The 12,560-nt window shown below is 62.5% G+C and carries 9 protein-coding genes; all 9 read left to right on the plus strand.

All coding sequences use genetic code 11. The features are described 5' to 3' along the window. Positions 1–64 precede the first annotated feature (64 nt). Positions 65–241 carry a hypothetical protein gene (locus NY023_RS23795; protein ID WP_003250005.1) on the plus strand — a complete coding sequence of 59 codons (177 nt, stop codon included), beginning with the start codon at positions 65–67 and terminating at the stop codon, positions 239–241. Beyond that, entirely contained in the window at positions 225–3,200 is a 2,976-nt protein-coding gene (locus NY023_RS23800) for a sensor histidine kinase (protein ID WP_023661523.1), read from the plus strand. The genes NY023_RS23795 and NY023_RS23800 overlap by 17 nt, the downstream gene beginning before the upstream one ends. A gap of 4 nt (positions 3,201–3,204) precedes the next feature. After that, complete coding sequence (locus tag NY023_RS23805) at positions 3,205–4,647, plus strand: sigma-54-dependent transcriptional regulator (protein WP_013974271.1); 1,443 nt, start codon at positions 3,205–3,207, stop codon at positions 4,645–4,647. 892 nt (positions 4,648–5,539) lie between these two features. After that, complete coding sequence (locus NY023_RS23810) at positions 5,540–6,928, plus strand: polynucleotide adenylyltransferase PcnB (protein WP_013974272.1); 1,389 nt, start codon at positions 5,540–5,542, stop codon at positions 6,926–6,928. Continuing rightward, on the plus strand, positions 6,925–7,404 hold the full coding sequence (gene folK, locus NY023_RS23815; protein ID WP_013974273.1) for a 2-amino-4-hydroxy-6-hydroxymethyldihydropteridine diphosphokinase: 480 nt from the start codon (positions 6,925–6,927) through the stop codon (positions 7,402–7,404). The genes NY023_RS23810 and folK overlap by 4 nt, the downstream gene beginning before the upstream one ends. A 262-nt stretch (positions 7,405–7,666) precedes the next feature. After that, positions 7,667–8,467 (plus strand): 3-methyl-2-oxobutanoate hydroxymethyltransferase, encoded by an 801-nt coding sequence (gene panB, locus NY023_RS23820; RefSeq protein WP_023661348.1) that lies wholly within the window; start codon positions 7,667–7,669, stop codon positions 8,465–8,467. Then, positions 8,464–9,327, plus strand: coding sequence for a pantoate--beta-alanine ligase (gene panC, locus NY023_RS23825; RefSeq protein ID WP_013974275.1), 864 nt, complete (start codon positions 8,464–8,466; stop codon positions 9,325–9,327). The genes panB and panC overlap by 4 nt, the downstream gene beginning before the upstream one ends. Positions 9,328–9,575: 248 nt before the next feature. Continuing rightward, positions 9,576–10,523: an IS110 family transposase gene (locus NY023_RS23830; RefSeq protein WP_038408539.1), complete on the plus strand. Its 948-nt coding sequence runs from the start codon at positions 9,576–9,578 to the stop codon at positions 10,521–10,523. Positions 10,524–10,769: 246 nt separating this feature from the next. Then, positions 10,770–12,434, plus strand: coding sequence for a glucose-6-phosphate isomerase (gene pgi / locus NY023_RS23835; protein ID WP_024087758.1), 1,665 nt, complete (start codon positions 10,770–10,772; stop codon positions 12,432–12,434). Positions 12,435–12,560: the final 126 nt, after the last annotated feature.

Below are 12,560 nucleotides of genomic sequence, written 5' to 3' on the forward strand. Positions count from 1 at the left end.
ATCCCCCCAGCCATTTGCGCCAATAATAAGTCCAAGCCCGCAGCGCCCAACCATCGAGGCCAGCATGTACATCTATCGTTTGGTCTTGCTTCTGGTCGTGGGGATCTACCTGTTCTCCCCGGCCATCATGGACTGGTGGATCGAACCGACCGGAGCCTGGTACCGCCCTTACCTGCTCTGGCTGATCCTGATCGTCGTCACCTTCATCCTGCAGAGCCAACGAGATGCCGATGAGCTTTAGCCTGACCCAGATGATCCTGATCAGCGCCGCGTACCTCATGGTGCTGTTCGGTGTGGCCTGGATCAGCGAGCGGGGGTTGATCCCGCGCTCGATCATTCGCCACCCGCTGACCTACACCCTGTCGCTGGGCGTATACGCCAGTGCCTGGGCCTTCTATGGCTCGGTGGGCCTGGCCTACCAGTACGGCTACGGCTTCCTTGCCTGTTACCTGGGGGTGTCCGGCGCGTTCCTGCTGGCGCCAGTGCTGCTCTATCCGATCCTGAAGATCACCCGTACCTACCAGCTGTCCTCGCTGGCCGACCTGCTGGCGTTCCGCTTCCGCAGCACCTGGGCCGGGGCGCTGACCACCATCATCATGCTCATCGGCGTTCTGCCCTTGCTGGCCCTGCAGATCCAGGCGGTAGCCGACTCGATCAGTATCCTTACCGGTGAGCCGGTCAAGGCACGTGTGGCCTTCGCCTTCTGTACGCTCATCATCCTGTTCACCATCTTCTTCGGCTCGCGGCACATCGCCACACGCGAAAAGCACGAAGGGCTGGTGTTCGCCATCGCCTTCGAGTCGGTGATCAAGCTGCTGGCCCTGGGCGGTATCGGCCTGTATGCCCTTTATGGCGTGTTCGGCGGCCCGCACGAACTGGAAGTGTGGCTGCTGCAGAACCAGACCGCCCTGGCCGCTCTGCATACGCCGCTGCAGGAAGGTCCATGGCGCACCTTGCTACTGGTGTTCTTCGCCTCGGCCATCGTCATGCCGCACATGTACCACATGGCCTTCACCGAAAACCTCAACCCGCGCTCGCTGGTCAGCGCCAGCTGGGGCCTGCCGCTGTTCCTGCTGCTGATGAGCCTGGCCGTGCCGCTGGTGCTGTGGGCCGGCCTGCGTCTGGGCGCCACCACCAACCCCGAATACTTCACCCTGGGCCTGGGGCTTGCCGCCAACAACCAGGCACTGGCGCTGCTGGCCTACATCGGCGGCTTGTCGGCCGCCAGCGGGCTTATCATCGTCACAACCCTGGCGCTGTCGGGCATGGCCCTCAACCACCTGGTGCTGCCGCTGTACCAGCCGCCGGCCGAAGGCAACATCTACCGCTGGCTGAAGTGGACCCGCCGCGCGCTGATCGTCGCCATCATCACCGCGGGCTTCATGTTCTACCTCACCCAGAACAACCACCAGAGCCTGGCCAACCTGGGCATCGTCGCCTTCGTGGCCACGTTGCAGTTCCTGCCGGGCGTGCTGTCGGTGCTGTACTGGCCAACTGCCAACCGCCGTGGCTTCATCGCCGGCCTGCTGGCCGGCACCCTGGTGTGGATGGTGACCATGCTGCTGCCATTGCTGGGCAACCTGCAGGGCTTCTACATCCCGCTGCTGGACATGATCTACGTGCTGGACGACACCAGCTGGCACATGGCGGCCATCGCCTCGCTGGCGGCCAACGTGCTGTTGTTCACCCTGATCTCGCTGTTCACCAACGCCAGCAACGAAGAGGTAAGCGCCGCCGAAGCCTGCGCAGTGGACAATGTGCGCCGCCCGCAACGCCGCGAGCTGCACGCCGCCTCGCCACAGGAGTTCGCCACCCAACTGGCCAAGCCGCTGGGCGCCAAGGCCGCACAGAAGGAAGTGGAACAGGCCCTGCGCGATCTCTACCTGCCGTTCGACGAGCGCCGCCCCTATGCCTTGCGCCGCCTGCGCGACCGCATCGAGGCCAACCTGTCCGGCCTGATGGGGCCGAGCGTGGCCCAGGACATGGTCGAGACCTTCCTGCCGTACAAGTCCGGTAACGAAAACTACGTGACCGAGGACATCCACTTCATCGAAAGCCGCCTGGAAGACTACCACTCGCGCCTGACCGGCCTGGCCGCCGAGCTCGACGCCCTGCGCCGCTACCACCGCCAGACCCTGCAGGAACTGCCCATGGGCGTCTGCTCGCTGGCCAAGGACCAGGAAATCCTGATGTGGAACAAGGCCATGGAAGAGCTCACCGGCATCGCCGCCAAGCACGTGGTCGGCTCGCGCCTGGTCACCATCAGCGAACCCTGGCGCGGCCTGCTGCAAGGCTTCATCAACGTGCCAGACGAGCACCTGCACAAGCAGCGCCTGGCGCTGGACGGCCAGCCGCGCTGGCTGAACCTGCACAAGGCGGCCATCGACGAGCCGCTGGCCCCGGGCAACAGCGGCCTGGTACTGCTGGTGGAGGATCTTACCGAAACCCAGGCCCTGGAAGACAAATTGGTGCACTCCGAACGCCTGGCCAGCATCGGCCGTCTGGCCGCCGGCGTGGCCCACGAAATCGGCAACCCGATCACCGGCATCGCCTGCCTGGCGCAGAACCTGCGCGAAGAGCGTGAGGGCGATGGCGAAATCATCGAGCTGTCCAGCCAGATTCTCGAACAGACCAAGCGGGTATCGCGCATCGTCCAGTCGCTGATGAGTTTCGCCCATGCCGGCGGCAGCCACCAGAACAGCGAAGAACCGGTATGCCTGGCCGAAGTGGCGCAGGACGCCATCGGTCTGCTGGCGTTGAACCGGCGCAATTTCGAAGTACAGTTCTTCAACCTCTGCGACCCGGAGCACTGGGCCGAAGGGGACCCGCAGCGCCTGGCCCAGGTGCTGATCAACCTGCTCTCCAACGCCCGCGACGCATCAAAGCCCGGCAGCGCCGTGCGCGTGCGCAGCGAAGTCAGCGAGCACACCGTCGACCTGATCGTCGAGGATGAAGGCAGCGGGATCCCGAAGAACATCATGGACCGCCTGTTCGAACCCTTCTTCACCACTAAGGACCCGGGCGAAGGAACCGGACTGGGGCTTGCTCTGGTCTATTCCATCGTGGAAGAGCATTATGGGCAAATCACCATCGACAGCCCGGCCGATATCGAACGGCAACGTGGCACCCGGATCCGCGTGACCCTGCCCCGGCATGTCGTAGCGACGTCCCCTGAAATTCGAGACCGTCGAGAGAATTGAATCAATGCCGCACATTCTGATCGTCGAAGACGAAACCATCATCCGCTCGGCCTTGCGTCGCCTGCTCGAACGGAACCAGTACCAGGTCAGCGAAGCCGGCTCGGTGCAGGAAGCCCAGGAACGCTTCAGCATTGCCACCTTCGACCTGATCGTCAGCGACCTGCGCCTGCCAGGCGCACCCGGCACCGAACTGATCAAGCTCGGCCAAGGCACCCCGGTGCTGATCATGACCAGCTACGCCAGCCTGCGCTCGGCGGTAGACTCGATGAAAATGGGCGCGGTGGACTACATCGCCAAGCCCTTCGACCACGACGAGATGCTGCAAGCGGTTGCGCGTATCCTGCGCGACCGGCAGAACGCCCCGGCTGCCGCACCGGCGGCCGAGCCACGCGCCACCAATGGCAAGGCCGCCCCCGCCGACAAAGGCAGCGCGGCGGCCGCCAATGGCGAAATCGGCATCATCGGCTCGTGCCCGCCGATGCAGGACATGTACAGCAAGATCCGCAAGGTCGCGCCCACCGACTCCAATGTGTTGATCCAGGGCGAGTCGGGCACCGGCAAAGAGCTGGTCGCACGCGCCCTGCACAACCTGTCGCGTCGGGCCAAGGCACCAATGATTTCGGTGAACTGCGCGGCCATCCCCGAGACACTGATCGAGTCCGAGCTGTTCGGCCACGAGAAAGGCGCGTTCACCGGCGCCAGCGCCGGGCGCGCTGGCCTGGTGGAGGCTGCCGATGGCGGTACCCTGTTCCTCGACGAAATCGGCGAACTGCCGCTGGAAGCCCAGGCCCGCCTGCTGCGCGTGCTGCAGGAAGGCGAGATTCGCCGGGTGGGTTCGGTACAGTCGCAAAAGGTCGATGTACGCCTGATCGCCGCGACCCACCGCGACCTGAAGAACCTGGCCAAGGCCGGTCAGTTCCGTGAAGACCTGTATTACCGCCTGCACGTGATCGCCCTGAAACTGCCTGCCCTGCGCGAGCGCGGCAGCGACGTCAACGAGATCGCCAGCGCCTTCCTCGCCCGCCAGAGCGCGCGCATCGGCCGCGACGACCTGCACTTCTCGGCCGAAGCCGAGCAGGCCATTCGTCACTACAGCTGGCCGGGTAACGTGCGAGAGCTGGAAAACGCCGTTGAGCGCGCGGTGATCCTCAGCGAGAGTGCGGAAATTTCCGCCGACCTGCTGGGCATCGACATCGAGCTGGGTGACCTGGAAGAGGACGAAATCCTCGACAACGCCCTGGTCGTGGCCAGTTCGGCTAATGCCAGCCATGAGCCGACCGAGGACCTGTCGCTGGAAGACTACTTCCAGCACTTCGTGCTCGAGCATCAGGACCACATGACCGAGACCGAGCTGGCCCGCAAGCTCGGGGTCAGCCGCAAGTGCCTGTGGGAACGCCGCCAGCGCCTGGGCATCCCGCGGCGCAAGAGCAACGCTACCAGCGAATAACCACGCTGCCTGGGCGGGAGGTTCCTCCTGCCCTGATCCCTCTCTATCTGCCGTTCCGGCCTCTTCGCGGGTGAACCCGCTCCCACAGAAATCTCACTGCCCTAAAGGGTGGTGCAATCCTTGTAGAAGCCGGCTTACCGAGATTTAGCGAAACCTGCGCAGTCTCTGTGGGAGCGGGTTCACCCGCGAAAGGGCCAGCAAAGCCAGCGCACACACCCCAGGTAACACATCAGCCCCCGCAAAAATCTGTTACCCAAGCTTTCCGCCGTAACAGTTCCCGAGGCGTACGGTAACGAAATTTCGACATTTTCGACCGCTGAAAAACTGCTCGCCACCTCCAACCCCTTGATTTTACTGGGTTTGCAAAAGTTGGCACGGCACCTGCTATATGTCTGGTACAAGAACAATAACAAGCACTGCAACTCAGAATAAGAACAAGACGAAACGGCTCACGCACAATAAAAACAAGACGGCGGAGGCGCAGCTAACTGATTCTTTTGGAGAGGATGCGTGTTTGGGGCTTGCCCCACAACCAGGCAGAGAACAACAAAAACTGCACTAAAAAGCAGCGCCTGAACTGGTTGGATCGACAGATCAACGTGACATCAGCGACCAAAGCAATCCGTTTGCTCTTAACCCCTGGATTGGGGGTCGTCCACAAGCTTCGAGATTTGTGGACAGGGCACTCAACAAAAACAAGAAGCCCAGCAAAAAAACAATAAGAGCACGCAACGACTTCTTGGGGAGCTTAGGCTCCCCTTGTCGTTTCTACCCTTCTGGCAGGCATCCTGCTACCCGCCTACACCATTCCTTGAGTAAATGCTAGAATCCCCGCCCATCATGCGGCCATTCTCCTATTCTTGGCCGAACATTCCTTCAAACAGTGCATCCCATGCTGAAGAAGCTGTTCCAGTCGTTCCGCCCGCCCGTACCGGGCCCGCACCACAGGCGCACCACGCCTGAGGTGATCAACAAAAGCCAGCACTCGCTGCAACGCCACCAATTCAGCCGCCATGCGGTGAACATCGTGGAACGCCTGCAGAGCGCCGGTTACCAGGCTTACCTGGTCGGTGGCTGTGTCCGCGACCTGATGCTGGGCATCAGGCCGAAAGACTTCGACGTCGCCACCAGTGCCACCCCTGAACAGGTCCGTGCCGAGTTCCGCAACGCACGCATCATTGGCCGCCGCTTCAAGCTGGTCCACGTGCATTTCGGACGTGAAATCATCGAAGTCGCAACTTTCCGCGCCCACCATTCGGAAGACGACCAGGGCGACAGCCACCGTTCGTCGCACAATGCCAGTGGCCGCATTCTGCGTGACAACGTGTACGGCACCCTGGAAGAGGACGCGCAACGTCGCGACTTCACCATCAACGCCCTGTACTACGACCCGGTCAGCGAGCGCATCCTCGACTACGCCAACGGCGTGCACGATATCCGCAACCGCTTGCTGCGCCTGATCGGCGACCCTACCCACCGCTATCAGGAAGACCCGGTGCGCATGCTGCGCGCGGTGCGCTTCGCCGCCAAGCTCGACTTCGGCATCGAAAAACACACGGTCCAGCCGATTCGAGAGCTGGCCCCACTGCTGCGCGAAATTCCGCCAGCGCGCCTGTTCGAAGAGAGCCTCAAGCTGTTCCTCTCCGGCCAGGGCGCCATCGTCTTCGAAATGCTGGTCGACCTTCAGTTGTTCGAGCCGCTTTTCCCGGCCAGTTCGCATGCCCTGGACGAGCGCCCGACCTACACCCACACGCTGATCAGCCAAGCGCTGAACAACACCGACCTGCGCGTGAAGCAAGGCAAACCGGTAACCCCGGCCTTCCTCTTCGCCGCGCTGCTGTGGCCAGCCCTGCCGGCCCGCGTGCTGCACCTGCAGAACCAGGGCGTGCCGCCTATCCCGGCCATGAACGGTGCGGCCCACGACCTGATCGCCGAACAATGCGCACGTATCGCCATCCCCAAGCGCTTCACCCTGCCGATCCGCGAGATCTGGGACATGCAGGAGCGCCTGCCACGCCGCAGCGGCAAGCGCGCCGACATGCTGCTGGACAACCCGCGCTTCCGCGCCGGCTACGACTTCCTGCTGCTGCGCGAAAGCGCCGGGGAAGAAACCGACGACCTCGGCCAGTGGTGGACCGACTACCAGGATGCCAACGACAGCGAGCGCCGCGAGATGATCCGCGAACTGGGCAGCCGTGACGAAGGCACCGGCGCCGGCCCGCGCAAACGCAAGCGCAGCGGTGGCAAGCGCAAGCGCAGTGGCGACGAGGCGTTCGAGTGAGTACCCGCGCCTATATCGGCCTGGGCAGCAACCTGGACGCACCTGCCGAGCAGCTGCGCAGCGCCTTGCAGGCCCTCGACCAGGTCGAAGCCACACGCCTGGTGGCGGCCTCGGCCCTGTATACCAGCGATTCGCTGCTGCCCGGCCAGCCGCGCTACACCAACGCCGTCGCCGCCCTGGACACCGCCCTGCCACCGCTGGCCCTGCTCGATGCACTGCAGGCCATCGAGAACGATCAGGGCCGCGTGCGCAAGGAACGCTGGGGCCCGCGCACACTGGACCTGGACATCCTGCTGTTCGGCGACCAGGTGCTCGATGAGCCGCGCCTGAAAGTGCCGCATTACCACATGCATGCCCGGCCTTTTGTGCTGTACCCGCTGGCGGAACTGGTACCGGGCGATTTTCGCCTGGCCGACGGCCGCGCCCTTGCGCAACTGCTTGACGACTGCCCGTTCGTCGGCCTGGAACGCCTGTAAACCGGGCGTTCCAGCCTTGCACACTGGCGCGGTAACGCCAGTAACACCCTGATCGTAACAATGCGGTAACAGGGTGATTGACTTCCCCCACCTCGCTCACGACTATAGGCGTCCCGTGTGGCACCAAAGTGCCGCATACCCGTATTTAGGCCCGGACGGACCTGTGCCCGAACATCACGCGCGATGATGTGCCGCTCCGGAAAATGACTACACGCGTTGAATGCAGTCGTTTCTTACAGCGCCTGAACGAGGAATTTCCTACATGCCTGAAGTAACCCTGACCACCCTCAATGGCCTCAAGGCCAAGGGTGAAAAAATCACCATGCTGACCTGCTACGACGCGACCTTCGCCAAGGCTGCCAGCCAGGCCGGTGTCGAAGTGTTGCTGGTGGGCGACTCGCTGGGCATGGTCCTGCAAGGCCACGACAGCACACTGCCGGTGACCACCGCAGACATGGCCTACCATACAGCCAGCGTTAAACGTGGCAACGACGGTGCGCTGATCCTTGCCGACCTGCCGTTCATGGCGCACGCTACACCAGAGCTGGCCTTTGCCAACAGCGCCACGCTGATGCAGGCCGGCGCCCACATGATCAAGATCGAAGGCGCTGCCTGGCTGGCCGAGACCATCCGCCTGCTGGCCGAGCGTGGCGTGCCAGTATGCGCGCACATGGGCCTGACACCGCAGACTGTCAACGTGATGGGCGGCTACAAGGTCCAGGGCCGCCAGGAAGCCCAGGCCCGGCAGATGCGCGCCGACGCGATCGCCCTGGAACAGGCCGGTGCAGCCATGCTGCTGCTCGAATGCGTGCCCAGCGAACTGGCGGCGGAAATCACCAGTGCCGTATCCATCCCGGTGATCGGCATTGGGGCTGGCAACGGCACCGATGGCCAGGTCCTGGTCCTGCACGACATGCTCGGCCTGTCGCTGAGCGGTCGCGTACCGAAGTTCGTGAAGAACTTCATGCAAGGCCAGCCGGATATCCACAGCGCCCTCGTCGCTTACGTCGAGGCGGTCAAGCAAGTCAGCTTCCCAGGCAGCGAACACGGGTTCAGTGCATGAATACAGTCAAGACCGTCCGTGAACTGCGCGCCGCAGTCGCCCGCGCCCGCGGTGAAGGCAAGCGCATCGGCTTCGTGCCTACCATGGGCAACCTGCACAGCGGCCATGCCGCCCTGGTGACCAAGGCTGCACAGCGCGCCGATTTCGTGGTCGCCAGCATCTTCGTCAACCCGCTGCAGTTCGGCGCCAACGAAGACCTCGACAAGTACCCGCGCACCCTGGCCGCCGACCAGGAGCGCCTGCTCCAGGCTGGCTGCAATCTGCTGTTCGCGCCCAGCGTCGAAGAGATGTACCCCGACGGCATGAGCGTGCAAACCCGCGTCAGCGTACCCCACCTTTCCGAAGGCCTGTGCGGCGCCAGCCGGCCCGGTCATTTCGAAGGCGTAGCCACCGTGGTCAGCAAGCTGTTCAACATGGTCCAGCCCGACCTTGCCGTGTTCGGTGAAAAGGACTTCCAGCAGCTGGCGGTGATCCGCGCCATGGTGCGCGACCTGAACATGCCGATCCAGATCATCGGCGAGCCCACCGTGCGGGCCGAGGACGGCCTGGCGCTGTCGTCGCGTAACGGCTACCTCACGCCGGAGCAGCGTGCTACGGCACCTGCGCTGTACCGCACGCTGCAGCATATCGCTGGAGCCATCCGCCATGGCCAGCGGGACTTTGCCGCACTGGTTGCCGAAGGCAAGGCGCAGTTGACCGCCGCGGGTTTCCGCCCGGATTACCTTGAGGTGCGTCATGCGGTAAGCCTGCGACCCGCGATGATCGATGATCGTGATCTGGTGGTGATTGCGGCGGCTTACCTGGGTAACACACGGTTGATCGACAACCTGTACCTTCATCTGGAAGAGAAGACCGCGTAACGGCCCGGGGCTGCCTTGCAGCCCATTCGCCGGCAAGCCAGCTTGTATGGTTAGACTTGAAGGGAGGAGGAGGGACAAAGCCAGCTTCTGACTGTTAGCGCAGTACAGACCGTGGGAGATCTCGCCCCTCCTCCCTTTTCACCCAAGCGCCGATAAAGAATGCTTCCGGGCTCAGACCGACGAAAGACACAAGCCAGCGCCTCTGGGTGACCCTTCAAGTGCTTCAACACTATCGAGGAGAGTTGCTCATGGCAATGGTGGTTGCTGATTCAAAGCGGCTGATTGGCGTGGATGTGGCCAAAGCGGAACTGGTCATCTGGGACGATGAATCAGCAGAGCTCATAGCAATCCCCAATACCAAAGCAGCTATTAAGAAATGGCTCAAAGGCCTCTCGGGTGCGATGTCCGTGGCCATCGAGGCGACCAACATTTATCACGTTCTGTTTACGGATCTGGCCTTTGAGTTTGGGCATACGATCTACGTGGTAGATGGTTACGCCCTCAGCCATTACCGCAAAGGCGTCAACGTACGCGCTAAGACAGATGCAATTGATGCCCAGCTGTTGGCCCGCTATCTGAAGAACGAAGGACAGGACCTTACGCCTTGGGCGCCGCCACCGGCTATCTATCGACAACTTCTGAGCCTGTTTCGGCGACGTGCGGGACTGGTCCAGGCACGAACCAGCCTGTCTCAGGGATGGGCTAATGAACCGCTACTTAGAGCCGCCTTCAAGACACATCTGCGTGCGATGCAGCGGCTTGAGCTGCTGGTGGAGAAGATGATCAAGGGTCTGCTGGAAAAGGCCGGACTGATGCCTCAGGTAAAGCGCTGCATGAAGGTCGAGGGGATTGGTTTTCTAACGGCTGCACGCCTGACTGCGACGTTTCAGCGTGGCAACTTCAGCGGGGGTGATGCGTTTATCGCCTTTTTGGGTATGGATCTGAGGATTGCGCAGTCGGGGCAGAAAAAAGGGCAATCCAAGCTCACGAAGCGAGGAGACCCCGAAGCTCGACGCCTCCTTCACAACGCAGCCATGTCGGCATGCCGCACGGCAGTATGGAAATCGTACTACGAAGAGCGCCTGGCACGTGGTTTTAGCACGACAGCATCGCTTGTCATGCTCGCACGCAAATTGGCGCGAGTAGTATTTGCCCTACTGAAAAGCGGAGATGAGTATCGGTCAAAAGCCGCTTAAAAAACTTCCCTAAAACCATAGAATCTCCCACCCCGACCGCATCGGCCTCGAGCCATGCGCTATCCCTGTGGGAGCTGGCTTGCCGGCGATGAGGCCAGTACAGGCAATACAAGACAGTTGCTTCCCCCAAATTCCCCCGCCTTACCCATTCCCTGCAAGTGGCCTTTGCCTATAATGGTGCCAGCCTGAACCCGGCAATGAGTGCCGTGTCCAAGGTCTCATCACGCACCAAGGGAACCCCGCGCAATGGCGTATTACCGTACACCCCACGATGTCACGGCCCTGCCCGCCTGGCAGGCGCTTCAGCAACACCGCGACGCCATGCAAGGTTTCAGCATGCGCGAAGCCTTCGCCGCCGATACCAAGCGCTTCGAGCAGTTTTCCTTGAGCTGCTGCGGCCTGTTCCTCGACTACTCGAAAAACCTGATCACCGAACAAAGCCGCGACCTGCTCGTGAACCTGGCCAACGAAGTGGGCCTGCAGGACGCCATCAAGTCGATGTTCAGTGGCGAAATCATCAACGCCTCCGAAGGTCGCCCGGTGCTGCACACCGCCCTGCGCCGGCCGGTAGGCGACAAGCTCAGCGTCAACGGCGTGAACGTCATGCCGGAAGTACACAAGGTACTCAACCAGATCACCGAACTGGTCGGCCGCATTCACGACGGGCTGTGGCGCGGCTACAGCGAAAAACCGATCACCGACGTGGTCAACATCGGCATCGGCGGCTCGTTCCTCGGCCCCGAACTGGTGTCCGAGGCGCTGCTGCCCTACGCCCAGCGCGGCGTGCGCTGCCACTACCTGGCGAACATCGACGGCAGTGAGTTCCACGAGCTGTCGGCCAACCTGCGCGCCGAAACCACCCTGTTCATCGTCTCGTCGAAGTCGTTCAACACCCTCGAGACCTTGAAGAACGCAATGGCCGCGCGTACCTGGTACCTGGCCCAGGGCGGCTCGGAAGCCGAGCTGTATCGCCACTTCATCGCCGTTTCCAGTAACAAGGCCGCCGCCGTGGCCTTCGGCATCCGCGAAGAAAACATCTTCCCGATGTGGGACTGGGTGGGCGGGCGCTACTCGCTGTGGTCGGCCATCGGCCTGCCGATCGCCCTGGCCATCGGTACCGCCAACTTCAAGGAACTGCTGTCCGGTGCCTACACCATGGACCAGCACTTCCAGACCGCGCCGTTCGACAAGAACATGCCGGTGCTGCTGGCCCTGCTGGGCGTGTGGTACGGCAACTTCTGGGGCGCCCAGAGTCACGCGATCCTGCCGTACGACCACTACCTGCGCAACATCACCAAGCACCTGCAACAGCTGGACATGGAGTCCAACGGCAAGAGCGTGCTGCAGGACGGCACCCCGGTGAAGACCGACACCGGTCCGGTTATCTGGGGCGGCGTCGGCTGCAACGGCCAGCATGCCTACCACCAGCTGCTGCACCAGGGCACTCAGCTGATTCCGGCCGACTTCATCGTGCCGGTGGTGAGCTTCAACCCGGTGGCCGACCATCATCAGTGGCTGTACGCCAACTGCCTGTCGCAGAGCCAGGCGCTGATGTTGGGCAAAACCCGCGAGGAAGCCGAGGCAGAGCTGCGTGGCAAAGGCCTGAACGAAGCGGACATCGAAAAGCTGGCCCCGCACAAGGTGATCCCGGGCAACCGCCCGAGCAACACCCTGGTGGTGGAACGCATCAGCCCGCGCCGCCTGGGCGCGCTGGTGGCGATGTACGAGCACAAGGTGTTCGTGCAGAGCGTGATCTGGGGCATCAACGCTTTCGACCAGTGGGGCGTGGAGCTGGGCAAAGAATTGGGCAAGGGCGTTTACCAACGCCTGGTCGGCAGCCTGGAAGACAGCGCCGAAGATGGTTCCACCCAAGGCCTGATCAACTACTTCCGCGGCCGTCACCGCGGTTGATCTGAAACCTTCGCCAACTTCTTCGCGGGCTCGCCCGCGAAGAGGCCGGCTCAGGTTGAACACCTCTCCCAGCTACACTGTCCTATCGAATAGCCGTTGCAGTCCATCGCCCCTTACAAGAGCAGG

It is taken from the genome of Pseudomonas sp. NBB, assembly GCF_032701105.1.
GTDB classification, from domain to species: Bacteria; Pseudomonadota; Gammaproteobacteria; order Pseudomonadales; family Pseudomonadaceae; genus Aquipseudomonas; species Aquipseudomonas asiatica.

Bases quoted from the DNA above. Each gene is read 5' to 3' on its own strand.
- NY023_RS23795 (WP_003250005.1), top strand. From the start codon at position 65: ATGTACATCTATCGTTTGGTCTTGCTTCTGGTCGTGGGGATCTACCTG.
- NY023_RS23800 (WP_023661523.1), top strand. From the start codon at position 225: ATGCCGATGAGCTTTAGCCTGACCCAGATGATCCTGATCAGCGCCGCG.
- NY023_RS23805 (WP_013974271.1), top strand. From the start codon at position 3,205: ATGCCGCACATTCTGATCGTCGAAGACGAAACCATCATCCGCTCGGCC.
- NY023_RS23810 (WP_013974272.1), top strand. From the start codon at position 5,540: ATGCTGAAGAAGCTGTTCCAGTCGTTCCGCCCGCCCGTACCGGGCCCG.
- panB (WP_023661348.1), top strand. From the start codon at position 7,667: ATGCCTGAAGTAACCCTGACCACCCTCAATGGCCTCAAGGCCAAGGGT.
- panC (WP_013974275.1), top strand. From the start codon at position 8,464: ATGAATACAGTCAAGACCGTCCGTGAACTGCGCGCCGCAGTCGCCCGC.
- NY023_RS23830 (WP_038408539.1), top strand. From the start codon at position 9,576: ATGGCAATGGTGGTTGCTGATTCAAAGCGGCTGATTGGCGTGGATGTG.
- pgi (WP_024087758.1), top strand. From the start codon at position 10,770: ATGGCGTATTACCGTACACCCCACGATGTCACGGCCCTGCCCGCCTGG.